Genomic DNA, 22,697 nt, shown 5'->3' with positions numbered 1-22,697 from the left:
TTAAACAAATTTGTAAATTTGTAAAAAATTTCTAATATGAAAATATATCAACTACAATCAAAACAATATTTACCAATAGATTTGGATACGGCTTGGGACTTTTTTTCAGATCCAAAAAATTTAAAAACTATTACACCCGATTATATGGGGTTTGATATAATATCTGGGGCAGATTGTAAAATGTTTCCAGGACAGATAATCCAATATTGGGTTTCACCACTATTGGGCATTCGTACAAAGTGGGTTACAGAAATTACCCATGTTATTGATAAACAATATTTTGTAGACGAACAACGTTTTGGGCCTTATGCGTTGTGGCATCATAAACACTTTTTTAAAGCCGTAGATAATGGCGTAGAAATGATTGATATTGTAGATTATAAATTACCTTTCGGATTTATGGGAACCTTAGTGCATCCTATACTCGTAAAACCGAAACTTGAGCAAATTTTTAAATATAGAACAGATAAATTGGTAGAACTTTTTGGTACAATATAATGACAATATTTTGGTTTAGACGCGATTTAAGATTAACAGATAATGCAGGTTTGTATCACGCATTACTACACAGTGATGCAGTATTGCCTATATTTATTTTTGATACAAATATTTTAAATCTTTTAGAAAAAGATGATGCTCGTGTAGATTTTATACATCAACAATTGGAGCACATTAACAATGAACTTTCAAAAAAAAACAAATCGTTAGCAGTATTTTATGGTGAGCCCAAAGCTGTTTTTCTTCAATTAATACAAGAAAACAAGATCGAAAAAGTATACACCAACCATGACTACGAACCCTATGCTCGAAAAAGAGATGTAGAACTTAATTCATTTTTTTCGGAAAACAACATAGCTTTTTTTACCTCAAAAGATCAGGTGATTTTTGAAAAAAGCGAAATTGTAAAAGATAATCAACAACCCTATGTAGTGTATACGCCCTATTCTAATAAATGGAAAGCTACTTTAGAAAACACAACAGTACCTAATTACAACTCCGAAGCCTATTTATATAAAATAGCGACACACCATTACCCATTTTTGCAACTCAATGATATAGGATTTCAAAAAAGTGCTGTTACAATTCCGAGCTATACTCTTACCAATCAGTTAATAGATAATTACCAAGGTACAAGAGATTTTCCTGCTCTTGAAGGCACATCAAAACTAGGAGTTTACCTTCGTTTTGGTACAATATCGATTAGGCAACTAGTACAACAAGTACAAAAACATCAAAATAAAACATTTTTAAACGAATTGATTTGGAGGGAATTTTTTATGCAAATACTATGGCATTTCCCTCATACTATTTCAAAAAGTTTTAAACCTCAGTATGACGCTATAGTTTGGGAAAACGACGAAGAAAAATTTAAAAAATGGTGTCAAGGAAAAACAGGCTATCCTTTTGTAGATGCAGGTATGCGCGAGTTGAATGCTACAGGCAATATGCACAATAGAGTGCGAATGATTGTAGCAAGCTTTCTTTGTAAACATTTATTAATAGATTGGCGTTGGGGCGAAACTTATTTTGCTACTAAATTACTCGATTATGAACAAGCTAGTAATGTAGGTAATTGGCAATGGGCAGCAGGAAGCGGCGTTGATGCAGCACCTTATTTTAGAATATTTAATCCCGAAGAACAAGTAAAAAAGTTTGATAAAGATTTGCGCTATATTAAAAAATGGATTCCAGAATTTGGTACTCCCTATTATCCACAACCTATAGTAGAGCATAAAGCGGCTAGAGAAAAATGCTTGTTTACGTATAAAAAAGCATTAGGATAATTTTCTTTTTAAATATTTATAAAAAAGCACCAAAACAAACAGTAAAATTACTACCACCACACCTGCAACAATGGGTAAAAAAATCGATAAAGAACTTAATGCCAAAGCACTACCTGTTTCGGTGGTGGTTACTATAGGATTTGCCAAACCACCAGTTTTTACAGACGAACCTAAACGCGTTACAGTTGTGAAACTTTGTACTGCAGCTGCGGTTCCAGAGCCTGCAATGAGTGATATTATTGTAGCCAAAGTAGGATCTAAATGAACACTCGTAGCAAACATTACCAAAAAACCTGCTATAGTAGCAAGAGGTACAGCCATGGTATCGAGTAGATTATCAACAAAAGGAATATAATAAGCCACAATTTCTACTAGCATCGCTACTCCAAAAACCACTACACTAATAGGGTTGCCCAGCCAAGAAAGTGAATCTGTTAATGAAATAAAGTGAAAGTGCGATGCAATACTTAATAAAAATAGAGGCAAAAAAACTCTAAATCCTGTAGAAGATGCTAATCCTATTCCTATGCAAATTGAAATTAATACATCTATATTCATTCTTTTTTTATCAAACTTACAAATTAATTTTGGATAAAAAAGACTATTTTATACGAGTAAAACAGCGAATTAAAATACAAAATTAGTCGCTAAAATGTAACTATTTTTTTAAAATATAATATTTTTCTTACTAAATAGTTATTATTCATTTTAAAATAAATAAAATTTAAAAGTTAAATTTTTACCATTTAAAATTAATTTACTATAAAAAACTGAAATATATTTAAAAATTACGAAATCAAATAAAAATAAAACCAAAAAAAGGGATTTAAATTGTGTAAATCGCTTATTAATATTAAATTTGAAAAATAAAACCCAAAATTATGAGTCAAAATCATCCTAAATTCGAAATCCAAAGACCAGTACCTGTAGATAAAGAAGTGTCTTGGAATAAATCATTAGTTATAATGAGTAAAGCAGACGCATTAGGAAGAATAGAATATGCTAATGAGGCATTTATTGATGTTTCTGGTTATGAAGACTATGAATTGATTTCACAACCACACAACATTATTCGTCATCCAGATATGCCTAAAGTAATCTTTAAATGTCTTTGGGATGAGCTTAAAAAAGGTAATAATTTTCATGCTATAGTTAAAAACATGGCAAAATCAGGTAGATATTATTGGGTAATTACCGATTTTGAGGTGATTAAAGATGATCATGGTAAAATTTTAAATTATATTGGAAGAAGAAAATCTGTACCAGAAGAAGTAATTTCAAAATATATAGAGCCTTTGTACAAAAGACTTTTGCAAATAGAAACTGTAAGCGGTATTGATGCGAGTGAAAAATATTTAAAAGGTTATCTAGAAGAAAAAAATAAATCTTATATTGATTTTGTTCAAGATATAGTTTCTTCTTACACTAAAATGTCTAACTCTGATTCAAAAAACAAAAAAAGTTTTTTTGCTAGATTTTTTTCGTAATTGAATTTATAAAATTGATATTCATTTTAGGCTGATTTATTAACCATTATTACTTTAATGTAACATTAAGGTAAAATTAAATACATAAGTTATGAGTGAAAATCATCCAAAATTCGAATTGCAAAGACCAGTACCAATAGATAAAGAGGTGTCTTGGGATAAAACTCAAACTATTATGAGTAAAACTGACCCTCTTGGAAGGATAGAATATGCAAATGAAGTATTTATTGATGTATGTGGTTATGAAGATTATGAGCTTATGTCACAACCTCATAATATTATTCGTCATCCCGATATGCCTAAAGTAATATTTAAACACTTATGGGATGAATTGAAAAAAGGAAACAATTTTCATGGTATTGTAAAAAATATGGCAAAATCAGGAAGATACTATTGGGTAATTACCGATTTTGAAGTTGCTAAAGATGAAAATGGTAAAATTTTAAATTATTTTAGTAGAAGAAAAGCAGTTCCTGCCGAAGTTGTAACAAAATATATAGAACCTTTGTACAAAAGACTTTTACAAATAGAAACCGTAAGTGGTGTTGATGCAAGCGAAAAATATTTAAAAGGTTTTCTTGAAGAAAAGAAAAAAACATACATAGAGTACATTCAAGATATTATGTCTGAATACCATAAATCTACCAACCCAGTAAAAGAGAAAAAAGGATTCTTTGCCCGTTTCTTTTCATAATTAAATTTATAAATTATTTTAAACATCAAAACTGTAGTCATTAAAATTTACTACAGTTTTTTTTTATATTTTTGAAAAAAAATCATGAAAATAATTGCTGTTATCCCTGCTCGTTACGCCTCTACCCGCCTACCTGCAAAACTAATGCAAGACTTACATGGAAAACCTGTGATAACGAGAACCTATGAAGCTGCTGTTGCAAGTAATTTGTTTGACGATGTGTTTGTCGTTACAGATTCGGAGCTAATATTAAACGAAATACTATCTAGAAAAGGAAAAGCCATTATGAGCCAAAAGCAACATGAAAGTGGCAGCGATCGTATTGCAGAGGCTATAGAAAATATCGATGTAGATATTGTTGTAAATATTCAAGGAGACGAACCTTTTATTAATAAAGCTCCTCTCGTAGAACTTATAAATACTTTTAAAAATGATGTTACAAATCAAATAGACTTGGCATCTTTAATGCGAGAAATTACCAGCCAAAACGATATTGAAAATCCAAACCATGTAAAAGTAGTTGTAGATCAAAACAATTTTGCACTCTATTTTTCAAGATCTGTTATTCCTTATCCGCGTGAAACCAATGTTGGAGTACGCTATTTTCAGCACATAGGCATTTATGCTTTTAGAAAACAAGCTTTATTGGATTTTTCAAGGTTGCCAATGAAATCTCTAGAAGCATCTGAAAAACTAGAACAACTTCGTTATTTAGAATTTGGAAAACGTATAAAAATGATTGAAACACAGCATGTTGGTATAGGTATAGATACGCTAGAAGATTTAGAAAAAGCACGAAAATTTATACAAACTAACGCAACTTTTTAATTGTAAAAATTTCGTTGTGCTCTTCAATTTTTGGATACATTCTTATAGAATAATCATGACCAAACATACTCTTATATTTTTGGTTTCTTAATTTATCATCTTCAGAAATAACCATCGTATTGAAAAGAATAAAACCATTGGTATTTAAATGATTATTTACTTTATTGATAAAAAACTCTTCAAATAGAAAGTTTGGCATTTTGGTATCTTGAAAAATATCAATAATAATTAAATCGTAAGTAGTCGTTGTTTTTAAAATAAATTCAAATGCATCTTGGTTTACAATTTCAACTTGAGGTAATTCATTAATTTTGAAATATTTATTGGCTAAATTAATAACCTCTGTATCTATTTCGACACCTGTTATTTTTCCCGAAAACTTAATTTCATTCAATAATGTTTTAATAACACTACCTCCTGCAACACCTAGCACCAATACAGACTTATAGCTTTTTATTCTATCATAACCAATATATTTAAGTCCTTTGCGTAAAATACGCTGTAAGCTACCATAAGAATAATTGGTATTTTTGCTATCCAAAACCAATTCGCCATTATTCCAAGTAACCTCTAGAGTACCGTTTACAACAGATTTTTTTTTAGATATAATAATGGGATAAATGTAACTTAGCAATTGCTTTATCATAAATGTATAGTAAGATAAAATAAGATGTAATAAATTTACACAAAAGTAAAGTAATAAATAATACAGAGAAATTTCTCTCACAAAAAGATATGGATTATATAGCATTACATAAAAACTTTAAAGAACATAGTTTGTTTGGTCGATACATTCATTTAGATCATATTAATCCGTTATTGCAAAAATATCCTACTCAAATAGTAGGAAAATCAGTGTGTGATAACCCTATTTATTTTCTTGAAGTTGGAAGCGGAAAAACCAAAATATTAATGTGGTCGCAAATGCATGGCAATGAAACTACAACTACCAAAGCGTTATTCGATTTTTTACAGTATTTACATTCCAATCACCAAAGTGCTCAAAACCTTTTATCGCGTTTTACTTTTGGTTTTTTACCCATGGTAAATCCAGATGGTGCAAAAAATTATACGAGAGTAAATGCCAATAATGTAGACCTTAACAGAGATTCTGTACAGCTATCGCAACCAGAAAGTAAAGTTTTAAATGAAATTATTTTAAAATTTAAACCAAATTATTGCTATAACCTACACGATCAACGTACAATTTTTGGGGTAGGTGTCGAACCCAAACCCGCAACCATATCTTTTTTGGCTCCATCGTATAATGAGGCAAGAGAATATAATGATACACGCCTAAAGGCAATTGCTATTATAAACCAAATGAATACCGAATTACAAAAGCATATTCCAAATCAAGTAGGTCGATTTGACGACGGATTTAATATCAATTGTATTGGTGATTATTGTACTGCTTTGCAAATACCCACAATACTTTTTGAAGCCGGACATTATCAAAATGATTACCATAGAGAATTTTCTAGAAAAATAGTTTTTATAGCACTTGTACAAGGTTTATTGAATTTTCCCGAAAACGATATAGTTGCTAATGATTTGGAACAATATTTGAATATTCCTCAAAATGAAGTCGTTTTTTTCGATTTTATTTATAAAAATGTTAAAATAAATTATGATGATAACGAAATAATTACGAATTTTGCAGTGCAATACAAAGAAGTGTTAATTGATGAAAATGTAGAATTACAAGCCTACATTTCTGATATTGGAGAATTAAAAGGTAAATACGGTCATGTAGTTTATAATGCACACAAAATGACCTATTCTGACAATTTAAAAAATATACCAATAATCGATGAAAAAGCCGATTTTTCGATAGGAAAATCAACTTTTTTTGTTAATGGTTTAATAATATAATACATTTTTTATATATTTATAAAATTTTTATCAGCAAACAAATATAAAATATACAAGTCATGAGTAATAAGTTTCGTTTAGATGAAGTAGATCATCAAATTTTGGATATGCTAATTGATAATACTAGAGTACCCTTTACCGATATAGCAAAAAAATTATTGATATCTGCAGGTACTGTTCATGTAAGGGTAAAAAAAATGGAAGATGCAGGTATCATCATGGGATCTTCTTTAACACTTGATTATGAAAAACTTGGCTATTCTTTTATTGCTTATGTAGGTGTATTTTTAAATAATACTTCTCAAACCAAATTTGTTTTAGAACGTATCAACGAAATACCTTTTGTTACAGTGGCTCATGTTACTACTGGAAAATTCAATATCTTTTGTAAAATAAGAGCCAAAGATACAAAACATGCTAAAGATGTTATTTTTATGATTGACGATATTGACGGAGTTTACAGAACTGAAACTATGATATCGCTAGAAGAAAGTATCAACGATAAAAAACGTTTAATGCACACGATATTCAAAGATATTTAATAGAAAAAAATCTTTACAAAACCTCAAGTAAAAATACTTGAGGTTTTTTATATCCTTAAATTTCAAACTCTGACTATTGATTTAAACTATTGAAATCAATTATAAACTATTATATTATATAGAAATATGTAAAACTAAAATTATTCACATTTATGAAAATAAACGACTTGATTCCCAATGAATACTCAAATTTTTATGCTAATTATATTGCATCAGTTTCTAATGAATATACTTTAGTAGAAGAATTAGAAATCTCGATACATAGGTTTATAAAATTTGTACAAGATATTCCCATGGATAAATTTGATTATCGCTATGCCGAAGGGAAGTGGACTATTAAAGAAATTATTCAGCATTTGATAGACGCTGAAAGAATATTTGCCTACAGAGCACTTCGTTTTGCTCGATATGACGCTACAGTTTTATCAGGCTTTGATGAAGATTATTATGTATTAAACTCAACCGCAAACCAACGTAGTATTATGGAGTTACTTACCGAATATTCGGCTGTAAGACACTCTAGTTTGTTATTATTTAAATCATTTACCAATGAGCAATTACTGTATTCTGGAATTGCATCAAACAATAATATATCTGTAAGAGCATTGGGTTTTGTTATAATAGGACATCAAAATCACCATCAAAAAATATTTGAAGAAAGATATTTATAAATCAAAAGCCTCATATAATGAGGCTTTTTATTTCATTAGATGTTGAAAATTAAACAGTCTATTAATTTTAAATTATCTTTTTTATAACTCGCAATCTATGGGTGTGCCTATGGGTATCTACATTAAAGATACCTAAATGGTCAAGCCTGTCAATTCTTACTTTTCCGCTAGCGTGTATAATGTAATTATTTTCCAAAATTATGCCTACATGAATAATATTTCCTTCTTCATTATCAAAAAATGCTAAATCGCCAGGCTCGCTTTCTTCAATAAAACTAAGCACATCTCCTTGTGTAGCTTGTTGCGAAGCATCTCTTAAAAGTTTATAGCCATTGAGTTTGTAAACCATTTGTGTAAAGCCAGAACAATCAATACCAAAAGGGGTTTTTCCTCCCCATAAATAAGGAGCTTCTAAGTATTGCATCGCTGTAGTTACTAAATGCGACTTAGGTAATATACCCGTAATTTTGTAGCCTTCAAACTCAAATTTACTCGTATTGATGGTTTCATCCTTTAAAAAATTAAGCGTAGCTCCTAGTGTAATAGGCAACATTTTATGATGAGCATCTACAACATATTCAACCAAATCTCCGTTTAATATGATAGGCTGATTACTTAATAATTCAAATTGTTCTTTTGCAATTTCTTGATATTGTTTACTATCTATCCAACCTTCATAGTCGTCATAATGTAAATGGATTTTTACCCATTTTTCTAATGTTTCTACAATTTGAAAATGTTCTCCAAATAAAACTTGAGAAACAATTTCACTTTTATCAGAAGGTTCTGCTCTTAATGGAACAATAGATAAATTACAAATGGCAAACATCAATATTAATTTAAGCTCTTTCTATAACAATTGCAGATGCACCACCACCACCATTACAGATAGCAGCAGCTCCTAATTTTGCATTATTTTGTTGCAACACATTGATAAGTGTAACTACGATTCTGGCACCAGAACATCCAAGTGGGTGCCCTAATGAAACAGCACCTCCGTTTACATTCACCTTATCATTTGATAGACCTAAAATTTTGGCGTTTGCCAAGCCTACTACCGAGAAAGCTTCATTAAACTCAAAATAATCAACATCATCTATAGTAATTCCTGCTTTGTCTAGAGCTTTTGGAAGTGCTTTGGCTGGAGCTGTTGTAAACCATTGTGGTTCTTGAGCTGCATCGGCATAACTTTTTATGTATGCTAATGGTTTTAAATTAAGTTCCAATGCTTTTTCTTCGCTCATAAGTACCAAAGCTGCAGCCCCATCATTTATTGTAGAAGCATTGGCGGCAGTTACTGTTCCATCTTTGGTAAAAACAGCATTAAGAGTAGGAATTTTATCTAATCTTACATTAGTATATTCTTCATCTTTAGCCACAATTATAGGATCTCCTTTACGTTGAGGAACTTCTACAGGTACAATTTCAGCATCAAAATTGCCATTTTCCCAAGCCGTAGCCGAGCGATTGTATGATTGAATAGCAAAATTATCTTGATCTTCTCTAGAAATATTATATTCCTTAGCACACATATCTGCACATACCCCCATAGCATTATTATCATAAGCATCTGTAAGTCCGTCTTTTTGTAAACCATCAATTAAAGATGTTGGACCAAATTTAACGCCATTTCTTAAATGTACATAATGAGGAATTTGACTCATATTTTCCATACCACCTGCAACTACAATTTCAGCATCACCACACATAATAGCTTGAGCTCCTTGCATAATAGCTTTCATTCCCGAAGCACATACTTTATTTACTGTAGTACACGCAACTGTATTGGGTAAACCAGCGTACAAAGCTGCCTGGCGTGCTGGAGCTTGCCCTTCGCCTGCTTGAACTACATTTCCCATAAGCACTTCATCTACTAAAGTTGGGTCTAACTGTATTTTATTTAAAGCTCCTTTAATTGCTGCAGCACCAAGTTTGGTAGCAGAAACACTAGAAAGTCCACCCATAAAAGTTCCTATAGGTGTTCTAACTGCAGATACTATAACTACTTTTTTGTTCATATTTTAAATCTTTTGTTTGTTTTTATTTTAAATGATAACTACAAAACTACTATTTTTAATAGAATTATAAAGAAAACTAGCTTTTTATTATTTTTTGAAAGCCAAAAGATTTGTTTATCTATTGCTATTTTACTGATAATTATACAGTTCTATTTGTTTTAAAAAAAAACAATAAAAAAAGAGTAAAAATACTTGTAAATATTAACTTCTTATTCTACATTTGCAACCGCTTAAAAGCAGAAGTTCTACAATTTATTGTAAAATTTAGGAGAGGTGCCGGAGTGGTAACGGAGCAGATTGCTAATCTGTCATCGGGTAACCGATGCCAGGGTTCGAGTCCCTGTCTCTCCGCTTTTTTTCGGGGTGTAGCGTAGCCCGGTCATCGCGCCTGGTTTGGGACCAGGAGGTCGCAGGTTCGAATCCTGCCACCCCGACAATGTAAACAAAAGTAACTGCCTTCTAAGCAGTAATCCTTTACCTTAAAAGTAAAGGTCCAATAGCTCAGCTGGATAGAGCAACTGCCTTCTAAGCAGTAGGTCTCAGGTTCGAATCCTGATTGGATCACACGAAAAACCCCGTATTTACGGGGTTTTTTGTTTTTTACTATTTTGTATAAATTACTTCTAGTTTACACATTTTTGCATAAAATTGACGACTAAACTAACGTCTTAAATAAAAACTAATTCGTATACGTTATTTTGATACTATTTTATAAAAAATGCGCTTACTATATGTTTATTTTCTGACATTTTAGATACTTACCTTACAACCTACAAATTTCAGTATTTTTTTGACAATCCATATCAGAGCAAAACGAAAAAAGTGTAATTTAGACAGAACAAAATAACAAATGGAAATAGCAGTAAAACAGCGTAGTAAAAACAAATTTGGTCAATACTTTACACCAGAGGTAGTGGCTGACTTTATGGTTGGTTTGGCTGAAATTTCTGCAAACTCAAAAATTTTAGAACCTTCTTGCGGCGAAGGAATTTTCTTAGAAATCTTACAAAAAAAGGGATACAACAACTTGACAGCTTACGAAATTGATCAAGATTTAGCAACCGAATTTAAGTTTGTTCGTTACGAAAGTTTTGTTTCCGCAAACATTAATGATAAGTTTGATTTAATTATCGGAAATCCGCCCTATATACGGTGGAAAAATTTAGAAGAAGAACTAAAACAAGAACTTTCATTAAATCCAATTTGGAACAAATACTTTAATTCGCTTTGCGACTATCTCTATATTTTCATTCTTAAATCTATTGAATTACTAAACGAAAATGGGCAATTGATTTTTATATGTCCTGAATATTGGATGAATACAACTCATTCTATAACGCTTCGCAATTATATGGTTCAACATGGCTATTTTAAAGAAATTTACCATTTCAACGAAACGCCAATTTTTGACAAAGTAACGGTATCAATTGTCATTTTTAAGTTTGTAAAAAGTAAACAGAAAACTGGTGAATCTTGTGCCGAGCGAGGTCAAAGTATTAAGGTTGCAAAATTCTACGCAAATAAAAAACTTACTTCTGAAACACTAAAAAATTTACAGCATCAAATCCCATTCAAAGACTCAGAATATTTGCAAGTTTCACAATTCAAAACCAATGAGCGTTGGATATTGCAAAGTGATGAAATTCGCAAAGAATTACAGATACTAGAAACTGTTTGCCAAAAACAGAATCCGACTTCTTTAATTAGTTTTTTTGAGGAAGAAAAAATTGATTTTCAGACTATTGGCGAAGTTTGTGACATCGGCAATGGACTTGTTAGTGGGCTTGATAAGGCATTTCAAGTAAATGGACACGAACTAAACAGTGCAGAAAAATTAGCTACAATTAACGTAGTTAAAGCAAAAGATTTGATTCCTTTTTTTGCTGAAAACATTACCAAATACATTTTCATCAAAGACGGTTTAGAGGAAAATGAATTTCAAAAAACATATCCAAATTACTATTCACATTTTCAAAAATACAAAACGGATTTAGAAAAACGCTACCAATACAACCGAATAATAAATTATTGGGAATGGGTTTTCTTGCGAAATTTCAATTTGTTTAGCAAGCCTGATAAAAGAATTTTTGTGCCTTGTAAAGAAAGAATTTCTAATAAAAATTATTTTCGTTTTGCACTCGTTGAAGGTGATGTTTTCCCAACACAAGATGTAACAGCAATTTTCAAAAAATCTGAAACCAAAGAAAGTATTGAATACATTTTGGCTTATCTCAATCAACCAATAATTTTTGATTGGCTGAAATGTAATGGAATTGTAAAAGGAAATATTGTTGAATTTTCAGAAAAACCGATTGCAAGTATTCCATTCAGAAAAATTGATTGGAACAACGAAGATGAAGTTTTAATACATAATTCTATTACTCATATTACTCAACAATTTTTGACTAACAAAGACAAAAAGTTGTTTTCAAAAATAAATCCATTATTTAATCAACTTTTTAAAATTAAATGAATGTAAATTATACCAAGTTAGCAAAGAATTTAAAAGGAACTTCTGTTCCTAAACCACTATCTGGAACATTGTCTGGACACGCAGCAGGTGAACCGTTTGACAAACATGTATACGCTGAAATCAAAAAGCAATTTCCAAAAAACACGTTTCGTCAATACGAATATTTGAATGACCTGTTTAGCAAAAATCCTAACGTAATTGGTTTTCAAGCAAGACAAGCATTATTTAATTCGCCAACTGTTTTGTTTTTACTAAGTCGTGGAAAGAATGCAACAGACAAATGGAGTATTGAAAATCCATTTGACGAAAAACAAAATGATACAGCCGACATTTTAGTAGTGAAAGATGGTTTTTACGAAATCATTGACATTAAAACTCGTAATATTTCAAAATCGGCACAACCACCAAACATTATTTCTGCATTTAAGTTAGCGCAAGTTTGTGCTAAAATGATAGAAAACAAAGAGTTTAACGATTTTACAATTAACTATTTTGAAATTGATTGGCTGTTGGACAACGATAAATTAGTTTGTTACGACACACATTTCGCCTGTTTGTTTAAAGCACAACCAGGTAATCTTTATATAAATTGGGCAGCCGCAATGCAAATTCAATTTCACGTTAGCGACTTAGACCAATCGTTTAATGGAAGTATGGAAAGTTGGGCTAAATCTTACTTGAAACATTTCGTAGCACAAGCCAAAAAACGTGCAGACGATATGATTACGAAGTTTGTAATGCCGTTTGAAAAATACATCAAATAACAACGACACTTAAACAAAAGTTTGGAGTAATTGGGTTATCAACGCACAAGGCAACTACACAAAACTAAGTACAACAAGCCGAGAAACATTATAACAATGATTCAAATTCAGTTTCAGAAATAATAGGAATACTTAGTTGGTTTGCTTTTTCCAATTTGGCTGGCCCCATATTTTCTCCGGCTACAACATAGTTTGTCTTAGCTGAAATTGAACTACCTACTTTACCCCCATTTGATTCTATTAATTGTTTTAACTCGTCTCGTGAAAATTTCTCAAAAACACCAGAAACAACAAATATTTTACCATACAATTTATTAGAAATTAAAGAGTTGTCTTCTTTTACTTCAAATTGTACTCCAAATGATTTTAATTTTGAAATAATATCAATATTGTGTGTATTTGCAAAAAATTCTAGTACACTTTGCGCTATACGAGCTCCAATTTCATCTACTTTTGTAAGTTCTTCTTCGGTAGCTTGCGATAGTGCATCAATATTTTTATAATGCTTTGCTAATTTTTTGGCTACGGTTTCTCCTACATATCGTATTCCTAAAGCAAATAAAACTTTTTCAAAAGGTATAGATTTTGATGCCTCAATTCCGTTAATTAAATTTTCTGCACTCTTTTGAGCCATTCGTTCCAAAGGAACAATATCTTGTATAGTGAGTGTGTACAAATCAGAATAATCTTTCACTAAATTGTTTTTGTAGAGTAAGGCTACTGTTTCTCCGCCCAATCCATCAATATTCATTGCTTTTCTCGAAATAAAATGCTCAATTCGTCCTATAATTTGTGGTGGACATTCGTAATAATTTGGGCAATAATGTTGTGCTTCGCCTTCTTTACGTTCTAATTTATGACCACAATCGGGACAATTCGTTATATAAACTATCGGTTCTGAATTGGAATTTCTTTTGGCAACTCCAATAATTTTAGGAATAATCTCTCCACCCTTTTCTACAAAAACTTCATCTCCTATATGCAAATTTAATTTTTCTATTTGATCTGCATTGTGCAACGAGGCTCTCTTTACAATGGTACCTGCAAGTTGTACGGGTTCTAAGTTTGCTACAGGGGTTATTGCTCCTGTTCTACCTACTTGGTATGCAATGCTATTTAGTGTAGTAGTAACCTGTTCAGCTTTAAACTTATAAGCAATAGCCCAACGAGGAGATTTGGCTGTATACCCTAATTCTTGCTGATATAGAAACTGATTTACTTTAATAACAACTCCATCTGTCTCGTACGGTAAATTATGTCGTTCTTTATCCCAATACGAAATAAAGTCTAATACGTCGTTCATAGTATTTGCCAACTTGGAAAACTCGGGTACTTTAAATCCCCATGTTCGTGCAGATTCTAAACTTTCAAATTGTGTAGTACAAGGCAAATTTTCTCCTACTACAGTATACAATAAACAATCTAACGGGCGTTTGGCCACTTCTTTACTATCTTGCAATTTCAAACTTCCTGATGCAGTATTTCTTGGGTTTGAATACGGAATTTCACCTAAATCGATAAGTTCCTTGTTCATTTTCTCAAAACCTTTGAGAGGCAAAATAATTTCTCCACGTATCTCAAATTTTTCGGGAAAATTACCTTTTAATTGTAATGGAATTGATTTTATAGTTTTTATATTCGTTGTAACATCATCACCTTGAAAACCATCACCGCGTGTAACTGCTCTGTACAATTTACCATTTATATAAGTAATACTAATAGAAGCGCCATCATATTTAAGTTCGCAGGTGTATTGTAATGGTACATTTCCTAGTATTTTTTGAATTTTATTTTCCCAATCAAACAAATCATCTTTAGAATATGAATTGTCTAATGAGTACATTCGTTTTTCATGTACTACAGTTTCAAAATTTTTAGTAACAACACCTCCTACACGCTGTGTGGGCGAATTTTCATCAAAAAATTCAGGATATTGATTTTCAAGTTCAATAAGTTCTTTAAGTTTTGCATCAAATTCAAAATCTGAAATAGTCGGCATATCCAATACATAATAATTGTAATTATGTTGCTCTATTTCTGTGCGTAAATGCTCTATTTTTTTTTGAATGTCCATGTCCGAAAATTTATAACCGAAATTTACAAAAATATTATTTTAAAGTGCTCTTCAATTTATTATAAATTTCTCCTTTGCTAATATTGGCTCCTTGTTTAATAAACTCAAAAATTTCTAAACTACGTTCTTTACTATATTTTTTTGAGCCCTTAATAATTTCTAAATCATCGGAACTTAAATGTGAATCGAGCCAAAGTAAACCTTGTTGTGTAGTAAAATCGATATCTACATTCGTTTTTAATATGATAGATTCCATCTCGTTTTCTAAGCATTGTATTAAAAATATATGCTGTTTAGAAAAATGCTCCAAAAATGCAGTATTTTGTAATACGCCTTCCCAAATCAAATCAGAAAAAACATCCAATTCTTGTTCGGCAATATTTGGTTTTTCTTCTTTTATGATATCCCATTCTTTTTTATCTATTTTTTGAGAAGCTAAAAAATTGGAAAACTCTTGATGCAAAGCTTCAAATTGTTCTTTCGTTAATCTTGAATATTTCATAAATATTTTCTGTGTAAACAAAAAAACTCGTCATAAAGACGAGTTTTTTGCTATATACTTTGTTATTACTTATTCTGCAACAATTTCGTAAGGTAAATCTACAATAACTTCTCTATGAAGTCTAACTGTAGCATTATATTTACCTAAACGTTTAATAGTACCACTTGTAATAAATTTTCTATCTATAGAATGACCTGCTTTTTCTAAAGCCGCTACGATATCTATATTTGTAATAGAACCAAATAATTTTTCACCTCCTGCTTTTGCTGTAATTTTGATATCCAATTGTTTCAAACTTTCAGCAATAGCTTTAGCATCATTAACAATTTTTTGCTCTTTGAAAGCTCTTTGTTTTAAATTTTCTGCTAATACTTTTTTCGCAGATGGAGTTGCTAATGTTGCAAAACCTTGTGGGATTAAAAAGTTACGACCATAACCAGGTTTTACGGTTACTACATCATCTTTAAATCCTAAATTTTGAACGTCTTGTTTTAAGATAATTTCCATTGTTGTTGTCCTTTTTTAATATGAGAAGTTAGGTTTCGAAAAAAACGAAAACCAACAACTTGTTCTTTAATAATTATTTTAGCAAATCGGCTACATAAGGCATTAAAGCCAAATGACGAGCTCTTTTAATTGCTACTGAAACTTTTCTTTGGTATTTTAAAGATGTTCCTGTTAAACGACGAGGAAGTATTTTACCTTGCTCGTTTACAAATTTCAATAAGAAATCAGGATCTTTGTAATCTACATATTTTATTCCAGATTTTTTGAAACGACAATATTTTTTTGCTTTGTTTGTTTCAATGTTTAAAGGCGTTAAATATCTAATATCTCCGTCTTTTTTTCCTTTTGCTGATTGCTCAATTGTAGACATACTTTTTACGCTTTAGATTTTAGTTTTTCTCTTCTTCTTTCTGCCCAAGATACTGCGTGTTTATCTAACGTTACTGTTAAAAAACGCATAACTCTCTCGTCTCTTCTAAATTCAGTCTCAAATGAAGAAATAATATCTCCAGCTGCTTCAAACTGAAATAAATGATAGAAGCCACTTTTTTTGTGTTGGATTTCATAAGCCATTTTTTTAAGACCCCAATCCTCTTTAGCTACCATCTTGGCTCCTTTTGAAGTAAGAAAATCCTCAAATTTGCTTACTGTTTCCTTTACCTGTTGCTCAGATAAAACGGGATTCAAGATGAAAACAGTTTCATAATTGTTCATAATAAATCTTATTTATATTAAATTGGGTGCAAATGTAAACATTTTTTTTAAACGAGCACTATTGTTTGTAGTATTAATTCGTCAAACGACAAAAAACATCGATAAAGTTACTTAATATCAAATTTATCTTTTATTTTTACAGTGTTTTAATACAAATTATAATCCATGAAATTAAATTGTGTAGTTGTAGATGACAGTTCTTTACAAAGAATGATAATAGCTAAATTGGTTACAAATCATCCTAATTTGAATTTAATTGGTGATTTTTCTAATGCTATTGAAGCAAAAAATTGTTTAACTGTTTATCAAGTCGATGTGGTGTTTTTGGATATCGAAATGCCCGTTATTAGCGGATTTGATTTTATTGATGGTTTAAAAACAAAACCTCAAATTATATTTATCACTTCTAAGGCAGAGTATGCCGTAAAGGCGTTTGACTATGAAGCTACTGATTATTTGCAAAAGCCTATTGTTTTAGAACGTTTTAATGCTGCTGTAAAAAGAGCATTGGATTTATATGCGCTTAAAAATGACATTCATGAAGATGATGGAGATTTTATTTTTATAAAAAGTAACCTTAAAAATTTAAAGATATACGTAAATAAAATAAAATGGATTGAAGCTTATGGTGACTATATAAAAGTAGTTACCGAAGAAGATTCAAACCTTGTACTTTCTACACTAAAATCTTTTGAAAGTGAATTGCCCAAAGATAAGTTTGTACGTGTACACAAGTCATTTATCATCAATATTAACAAGGTTCAAAAATTTAACAGCAAATATGCCGAAATTGGAGACGCAAAAATTCCATTAAGCAGAAATAAAAAAGAAGGGTTACTCAAGGCACTATCATTATCTTAATAAAAATCTACATTTATTGCTATTTTAACCGATTTATATTGAGAAATTGTTTCAAAACTATTTAGAATTTTCTGAATAGTTTTTTTTGTAACTATTAATTGGTTTGAATAAGGTAGTTTTATTAAAATTGTTCGTATATATTCATTTCTTATTTTGGAAACAGCGGGTTCTTCTGGCCCTAAAACAGGTATATCCAAATGTTGTTTTAATACATTATACAACCAAAAAGATGCTTCTTTTAGTTTTTCGTAATCACGATTTTTTAGGGTAAATTTTACCAACCTACAATAAGGCGGATACTTAAATATTTGACGTTCATATAACTGCTCTTTATACATACCCAAATAATCTTGGTTACTTACTTGCTGAATAATATTGTGTAACGGATTGTAGGTTTGAATAACTACTTTGCCCTGTTTTTCTCCTCTACCAGCCCTACCCGAAACTTGCGTCATCATTTGATAACTTCGCTCAAAGGCTCTAAAATCGGGGTAATAAAGCATATTGTCTGCATTCATAATTCCAACCAACGATACATTATCAAAATCTAAACCTTTTGCCAACATTTGTGTACCAACCAAAACATCTATTTCACGGTTTTTAAAAGCATGTATAAGGTTTTCAAAACTATTTTTACCTCGAGTTGTATCTTGATCCATACGCTTAATATTAGCATTTGGGAACAATTCTGCCAATTCTAATTCTATTTGTTCTGTACCAAAACCTTTTGTAGACAAATCTACCGAAGCACAAACATGACAATTTGTAGGTTTTGCTATAGCATATCCACAATAATGACAACGCAATTGATTTTTAAACTTATGGTAGGTTAAACTCACATCGCAATTAGGACATTGAGGAACATGGCCACAAGTAATACATTCTAAAACGGGTGCAAAACCTCTTCTATTTTGGAATAAAATTACTTGTTCTCCTAAACCAAGTGATTGTGCTATTTCGTCTAGTAATAAAGAACTAAAATGCCCTGTCATTTTTTTTCTAAAATAAGCATCTTTTAAATCTACAAGCACTATTTCGGGTAAAGGGGTTTTAGAATACCTTTCAGATAAAGTTACCAATCCATACTTGCCAGAAAGAGCATTGTAATACGTTTCTATAGAAGGTGTTGCAGAGCCTAGTAAAACTTTCGATTTGTAACTAGAAGCCAAAACCATTGCTGCATCACGGGTGTGGTATCTTGGTGCTGGATCTGTTTGTTTAAACGAGGGTTCGTGTTCTTCATCTATTATAATTAAACCTAAATCTTGAAAAGGTAAAAATAGAGCCGACCTCGCACCTATGATTATTTTACTTTTGTCGGAATTGGCAAGCAAATTATTCCAAACTTCTACCCTTTCATTATTTGAATATTTTGAATGAAATACCGAAACCAAATTTCCAAAATAGGCCGTTAATCGAGATACAAGTTGTGTGGTAAGCGCGATTTCGGGAACAAGAAATAAAACTTGTTTGTTTTGCAGTAAGCAATCGTTAATAAGTTTTATGTAAATTTCTGTTTTACCTGATGCTGTAATTCCATGTAATAATACAGCATTTTTATTCTGAAAATTATTACCTATTTCTTCATAAGCTTTCTGTTGAGCAGTACTTAACAGCAAATTATTTACATTGTTGCTCGATGTAAAAGAAACTCTATCTTCTTGAACATAGTATTCTTCAAATATGTTTTTTTCTACCAAAGTTTTCAAAGTAGATGCAGGTAAAACATGGGTTATTTGGCTAGCTGCAATAGGCTTTTTTTGTGTAGATTTTAATTGAAAATAATACAGAATAATTTCTTTTTGCTTTGCTCCTTTTAAAGTGTCTAAAAGCTCTGATAATGCTGTTTCGGTAGCATAATTATCATGAAGTTTAATGTATTTAATTAGTTTAGGTTTAAATAGTTCTTGCAATTCTTCTTTTACAGATATAAGTTGTTTCTGAATAAGAATTTGTACTACAGGCAAAACATTTTTTTTATGCAAGATAGAAGCTACATCTTCAATTTTTAATTGTGTTTGAAAAGATAAAGCTTCTAGTATTAAAAACTCATCATCTGTGAGCTGGTCTTGAGAATTTTCTGCACTTTGATTGGAGTAAATAATTGTTTCACTTTCCAATAGTAACGCCGAAGGTAAAGCACATTTAAAGACTTTTCCTAAAGAGCACATATAATATTCTGAAATCCATTGCCAATGCTGTATTTGTATAGATGTAACAACAGGAGCAGTATCTAATATTTGATGTATTTCTTTGGCTTGATAGAGCAAAGGTTCTTGTTGGTGCTTATTGAGAATAAGTGCTGTATATATTTTTGTTTTTCCAAAAGGCACAGCCACCCGCATACCTTGTTGCACAAAAGCATACTCTGCTTGAGAAACTTGATATGTAAAAGTTTTAGCAACAGCCAGAGGTAAAACAACTTCTATAAAAAACATACTTTGCTTTTGCTATTAAAAAATACTATTATTGACAAATTTAAATAAACTCCATCTCTTTACCATCATCTGCCAAATGTACAGAATGAAAAATAGTATTGGCTTCTTCTTTAAACATTTCTATATTGTTGTATCGTGTAGAATAATGCCCCAGTATAAGATGCTGCACTTGTGCTTTTTTGGCTATAAGTGCTGCTTGTTTTGCGGTACTATGCATTGTTTTATCAGACAAATGACTCTCAGATTCCAAAAATGTACTTTCATGGTATAATACCGTTGCTTTTTCTATAATTGGTAATATAGATTCGGTATACATTGTATCGCTACAATAGGCATAACTTTTTGGAGCAATGGGATTAAATGTTAATTGAGCATTTGGAATAATTACTCCGTTTTCCAAAACCATATCACCTCCTTGTTTAAACTTGTTAAAATATAGTTTATCAATATTATAACTTGCTAATGCTTCAAAATTAAGTCTGCGTTCTGTATTTTTTTCTAAAAATAAAAAACCATTCGTGTAGACTCTATGTTGCAACGGAATTGTTTTTACAATAACTTTTTCATCTTCAAACAACAATTCTGATTCTTTTGAAACCAATTCATGAAAATACAAATTATAGCCTGTATAAGAACCCGATGCTCTAAGTTGTAAAAGTATGATTTCTTTAATGCCTTTTGGACCATAAACATGCAAATCGTTTTCTCTATTAAGAAGCATAAAAGTTGAAATCAAACCAATAAGCCCATAAAAATGATCGCCATGCAAATGTGAAATAAAAACATGATTGATTTTTGAAAACTTTACCTTACTTTTTCTTAATTGCACTTGTGTTCCTTCTGCACAGTCTATTAAAAAAGTATGATTTTTTATCTCCAAAACTTGCGATGTTGGGTTGGAAAAGGTACGCGGAGTAGCGGCATAACAGCCAAGAATTGTAATTTTCAAGATTTATCTTTATTGATAATTTTAGCGTACTTTACAATCGTAAATAGAGAGAATAGTAATGCGGTAAAAAACAAAACGATTTTAAACCAATCAAAATTGCCCGATTTAATACCTATTATAAGTTGTGACGCTAGTAAAAATGTAAAAAAAAACAACAATATAGCGTTGCCGTAAAGTATAATTTTTGGGTTCATAAATTACTTATTTTAAAATCCTAAATCGCGCTCTATTTCTTCCATTTCAATAATATCAAAAGCTTCTTGCAAAGTTGGAACCACAGTAAGTTGAGCAGGAGTTTTATTAAAATCGATGTTTGACGCTACGATTACCAATGACTTTTTATTTTTTTTATGTGTTTTTTGTAATGGTAAAAATGCCTTAATGTCATCGAGGGAAATCTCTTTTTTTGAAATATCGAGTACTAAATTGTCATTATGAAATGTTTGATACTCATGTGTTACTTTCTCTAAAAATACAGAAACAAGTTCTTGTGTATCTTTTAAAACAGTACATTGATGCTTTTTTTCTACTTTCATTTAACAGATAATATTAAAATGCTAATTTACAAATTCTACTTTAGTTTAGACGCCAAAAGATAAATAACTGCCATGCGCACCGCTACTCCATTTTCTACTTGTTCTAATATAACAGAGTGAGATGAATCGGCAACTTCTGATGTAAGTTCTACTCCTCTATTGATGGGCCCAGGGTGCATAATTACAATTTCTTTATTTAAAGTTTCCAACAATTCTGAGGTAATACCATATTGTTGAGCATACTCTCTTGTAGAAGGAAAATAATTTACATCTAATCTTTCGTTTTGAACCCTTAATACATTTGCTACATCACACCAATGAAGTGCTTTGGCTAAATTGGGTTCTACGGTAACACCTAAACTTTCTATATGCTTTGGAATAAGTGTTTTTGGTCCACAAACTTTTACTTCTGCTCCTTGCATTTTTAGAGCAAAAATATTTGACAACGCTACTCTCGAATGCAGTATATCGCCAACAATAACAATTTTTTTTCCTGCAACTTCTCCTAATTTTTCTTTAATTGTAAAGCTATCTAGTAATGCTTGTGTAGGATGCTCATGCGCTCCATCGCCCGCATTAATAATTGTTGCATTTACATTTTTTGCCAAAAAATGAGCTGCTCCAGCGTGTGAATGTCGCATAACCACCATATCTACTTTCATCGAAAGAATATTATTTACAGTATCTATAAGTGTTTCTCCTTTTTTTACAGATGATTGTGCCGCAGAAAAACTAATTACATCTGCCGAAAGTCGTTTTTGTGCCAATTCAAAAGAAAGTTTGGTTCGGGTGCTATTTTCAAAAAAAATATTAGCAATCGTTACATCGCGCAAAGATGGAACTTTTTTTATTGGTCTATTTATTACTTCTTTAAAATGTGCGGCTGTATCAAAAATTAAATCTAAATCTTGTTTCTTTAAATATTTAATTCCTAAAAGATGATTTACCGATAATTCAGACATGGTTTGGTAGTTTGTTGT

The 22,697-nt window shown here is 30.9% G+C and carries 24 protein-coding genes and 3 tRNA genes; 14 read left to right on the top strand and 13 right to left on the bottom strand.

Features of this window, described 5'->3' with window-relative positions; all coding sequences use genetic code 11:
- Positions 1–36 precede the first annotated feature (36 nt).
- Positions 37–498, top strand: a complete 462-nt coding sequence (locus Q361_RS10475; RefSeq protein WP_103726684.1) for an SRPBCC family protein — start codon at positions 37–39, stop codon at positions 496–498.
- The gene (locus tag Q361_RS10470) at positions 498–1,784 is read left to right on the top strand and encodes a cryptochrome/photolyase family protein (RefSeq protein WP_103726683.1); all 1,287 of its coding nucleotides are present in this window, start codon (positions 498–500) and stop codon (positions 1,782–1,784) included. The genes Q361_RS10475 and Q361_RS10470 overlap by 1 nt, the downstream gene beginning before the upstream one ends.
- Here Q361_RS10470 and Q361_RS10465 read toward each other — a convergent pair.
- Complete coding sequence (locus tag Q361_RS10465) at positions 1,776–2,342, bottom strand: DUF4126 domain-containing protein (RefSeq protein WP_103726682.1); 567 nt, start codon at positions 2,340–2,342, stop codon at positions 1,776–1,778. The genes Q361_RS10470 and Q361_RS10465 overlap by 9 nt on opposite strands.
- A gap of 323 nt (positions 2,343–2,665) precedes the next feature.
- On the opposite strand from Q361_RS10465, the gene Q361_RS10460 reads away from it, so the two are divergent.
- The 3 genes from Q361_RS10460 (at position 2,666) to kdsB (ending at position 4,793) form a co-directional block, all read left to right on the top strand.
- The gene (locus Q361_RS10460) at positions 2,666–3,271 is read left to right on the top strand and encodes a PAS domain-containing protein (RefSeq protein ID WP_103726681.1); all 606 of its coding nucleotides are present in this window, start codon (positions 2,666–2,668) and stop codon (positions 3,269–3,271) included.
- 91 nt (positions 3,272–3,362) lie between these two features.
- Positions 3,363–3,965 (top strand): PAS domain-containing protein, encoded by a 603-nt coding sequence (locus tag Q361_RS10455; RefSeq protein ID WP_103726680.1) that lies wholly within the window; start codon positions 3,363–3,365, stop codon positions 3,963–3,965.
- Positions 3,966–4,049: 84 nt separating this feature from the next.
- Complete coding sequence (kdsB, locus tag Q361_RS10450) at positions 4,050–4,793, top strand: 3-deoxy-manno-octulosonate cytidylyltransferase (protein ID WP_103726679.1); 744 nt, start codon at positions 4,050–4,052, stop codon at positions 4,791–4,793.
- Here kdsB and Q361_RS10445 read toward each other — a convergent pair.
- Positions 4,777–5,439, bottom strand: coding sequence for a spermidine synthase (locus Q361_RS10445; RefSeq protein WP_103726678.1), 663 nt, complete (start codon positions 5,437–5,439; stop codon positions 4,777–4,779). The two genes, kdsB and Q361_RS10445, sit on opposite strands and share 17 nt — an antisense overlap.
- Before the next feature lie 89 nt (positions 5,440–5,528).
- Here Q361_RS10445 and Q361_RS10440 point away from each other — a divergent pair, with 89 nt between their 5' ends.
- The 3 genes from Q361_RS10440 to Q361_RS10430 all read left to right on the top strand — a co-directional run bounded on the left by Q361_RS10440 (position 5,529) and on the right by Q361_RS10430 (position 7,881).
- A complete protein-coding gene (locus Q361_RS10440; protein WP_103726677.1) occupies positions 5,529–6,668 on the top strand; it encodes a M14 family metallopeptidase in 1,140 nt (379 codons plus the stop codon).
- Between the two features lie 59 nt (positions 6,669–6,727).
- Positions 6,728–7,210 (top strand): Lrp/AsnC family transcriptional regulator, encoded by a 483-nt coding sequence (locus Q361_RS10435; protein ID WP_103726676.1) that lies wholly within the window; start codon positions 6,728–6,730, stop codon positions 7,208–7,210.
- A gap of 152 nt (positions 7,211–7,362) precedes the next feature.
- On the top strand, positions 7,363–7,881 hold the full coding sequence (locus Q361_RS10430; protein WP_103726675.1) for a DinB family protein: 519 nt from the start codon (positions 7,363–7,365) through the stop codon (positions 7,879–7,881).
- A 67-nt stretch (positions 7,882–7,948) separates the two neighbouring features.
- Here Q361_RS10430 and Q361_RS10425 read toward each other — a convergent pair whose 3' ends face one another.
- Both Q361_RS10425 and Q361_RS10420 read right to left on the bottom strand, forming a co-directional pair.
- Positions 7,949–8,710 carry a C40 family peptidase gene (locus Q361_RS10425; RefSeq protein ID WP_103726674.1) on the bottom strand — a complete coding sequence of 254 codons (762 nt, stop codon included), beginning with the start codon at positions 8,708–8,710 and terminating at the stop codon, positions 7,949–7,951.
- Between the two features lie 10 nt (positions 8,711–8,720).
- Positions 8,721–9,899 carry an acetyl-CoA C-acyltransferase gene (locus Q361_RS10420; RefSeq protein WP_103726673.1) on the bottom strand — a complete coding sequence of 393 codons (1,179 nt, stop codon included), beginning with the start codon at positions 9,897–9,899 and terminating at the stop codon, positions 8,721–8,723.
- Between the two features lie 267 nt (positions 9,900–10,166).
- On the opposite strand from Q361_RS10420, the gene Q361_RS10415 reads away from it, so the two are divergent.
- The 5 genes from Q361_RS10415 to Q361_RS10395 all read left to right on the top strand — a co-directional run bounded on the left by Q361_RS10415 (position 10,167) and on the right by Q361_RS10395 (position 13,136).
- Positions 10,167–10,250, top strand: a tRNA-Ser gene (locus Q361_RS10415).
- An 8-nt stretch (positions 10,251–10,258) separates the two neighbouring features.
- Positions 10,259–10,333: transfer RNA gene (locus tag Q361_RS10410), tRNA-Pro, on the top strand.
- Positions 10,334–10,389: 56 nt separating this feature from the next.
- Positions 10,390–10,463, top strand: a tRNA-Arg gene (locus tag Q361_RS10405).
- Positions 10,464–10,749: 286 nt separating this feature from the next.
- Complete coding sequence (locus Q361_RS10400) at positions 10,750–12,372, top strand: Eco57I restriction-modification methylase domain-containing protein (protein WP_103726672.1); 1,623 nt, start codon at positions 10,750–10,752, stop codon at positions 12,370–12,372.
- A complete protein-coding gene (locus tag Q361_RS10395) occupies positions 12,369–13,136 on the top strand; it encodes a HincII family type II restriction endonuclease (RefSeq protein ID WP_103726671.1) in 768 nt (255 codons plus the stop codon). The genes Q361_RS10400 and Q361_RS10395 overlap by 4 nt, the downstream gene beginning before the upstream one ends.
- A gap of 88 nt (positions 13,137–13,224) precedes the next feature.
- Here Q361_RS10395 and ligA read toward each other — a convergent pair whose 3' ends face one another.
- The 5 genes from ligA to rpsF form a co-directional block, all read right to left on the bottom strand.
- The gene (ligA, locus tag Q361_RS10390; protein WP_103726670.1) at positions 13,225–15,210 is read right to left on the bottom strand and encodes an NAD-dependent DNA ligase LigA; all 1,986 of its coding nucleotides are present in this window, start codon (positions 15,208–15,210) and stop codon (positions 13,225–13,227) included.
- Between the two features lie 34 nt (positions 15,211–15,244).
- Complete coding sequence (locus Q361_RS10385; protein ID WP_103726669.1) at positions 15,245–15,712, bottom strand: DUF6495 family protein; 468 nt, start codon at positions 15,710–15,712, stop codon at positions 15,245–15,247.
- Positions 15,713–15,781: 69 nt separating this feature from the next.
- The gene (gene rplI / locus Q361_RS10380; protein WP_103726668.1) at positions 15,782–16,219 is read right to left on the bottom strand and encodes a 50S ribosomal protein L9; all 438 of its coding nucleotides are present in this window, start codon (positions 16,217–16,219) and stop codon (positions 15,782–15,784) included.
- Positions 16,220–16,292: 73 nt separating this feature from the next.
- On the bottom strand, positions 16,293–16,589 hold the full coding sequence (rpsR, locus tag Q361_RS10375; RefSeq protein ID WP_103726667.1) for a 30S ribosomal protein S18: 297 nt from the start codon (positions 16,587–16,589) through the stop codon (positions 16,293–16,295).
- A 5-nt stretch (positions 16,590–16,594) separates the two neighbouring features.
- Entirely contained in the window at positions 16,595–16,933 is a 339-nt protein-coding gene (gene rpsF / locus Q361_RS10370) for a 30S ribosomal protein S6 (RefSeq protein ID WP_103726666.1), read from the bottom strand.
- Positions 16,934–17,098: 165 nt separating this feature from the next.
- Between rpsF and Q361_RS10365 the strand changes: the two genes are divergently transcribed.
- Complete coding sequence (locus Q361_RS10365) at positions 17,099–17,794, top strand: LytR/AlgR family response regulator transcription factor (protein WP_103726665.1); 696 nt, start codon at positions 17,099–17,101, stop codon at positions 17,792–17,794.
- On the opposite strand, the gene priA is transcribed toward Q361_RS10365, so the two are convergent.
- The 4 genes from priA to Q361_RS10340 form a co-directional block, all read right to left on the bottom strand.
- Positions 17,791–20,232 (bottom strand): replication restart helicase PriA, encoded by a 2,442-nt coding sequence (gene priA / locus Q361_RS10360; protein ID WP_103726664.1) that lies wholly within the window; start codon positions 20,230–20,232, stop codon positions 17,791–17,793. The two genes, Q361_RS10365 and priA, sit on opposite strands and share 4 nt — an antisense overlap.
- A gap of 40 nt (positions 20,233–20,272) precedes the next feature.
- Complete coding sequence (locus Q361_RS10355; protein ID WP_103726663.1) at positions 20,273–21,181, bottom strand: ribonuclease Z; 909 nt, start codon at positions 21,179–21,181, stop codon at positions 20,273–20,275.
- A 206-nt stretch (positions 21,182–21,387) separates the two neighbouring features.
- Complete coding sequence (locus tag Q361_RS10345) at positions 21,388–21,717, bottom strand: ribonuclease Z (protein WP_103726661.1); 330 nt, start codon at positions 21,715–21,717, stop codon at positions 21,388–21,390.
- A 35-nt stretch (positions 21,718–21,752) separates the two neighbouring features.
- Positions 21,753–22,679, bottom strand: coding sequence for an aspartate carbamoyltransferase catalytic subunit (locus Q361_RS10340; protein ID WP_103726660.1), 927 nt, complete (start codon positions 22,677–22,679; stop codon positions 21,753–21,755).
- Between the last annotated feature and the right edge of the window lie 18 nt (positions 22,680–22,697).

The sequence above is a fragment of the Flavobacterium croceum DSM 17960 genome, from assembly GCF_002917885.1.
Taxonomy (GTDB): domain Bacteria; phylum Bacteroidota; class Bacteroidia; order Flavobacteriales; family Flavobacteriaceae; genus Flavobacterium; species Flavobacterium croceum.
Note: the sequence above shows the minus strand (reverse complement) of the source record. Positions and strands in the feature narration are given on the sequence as shown.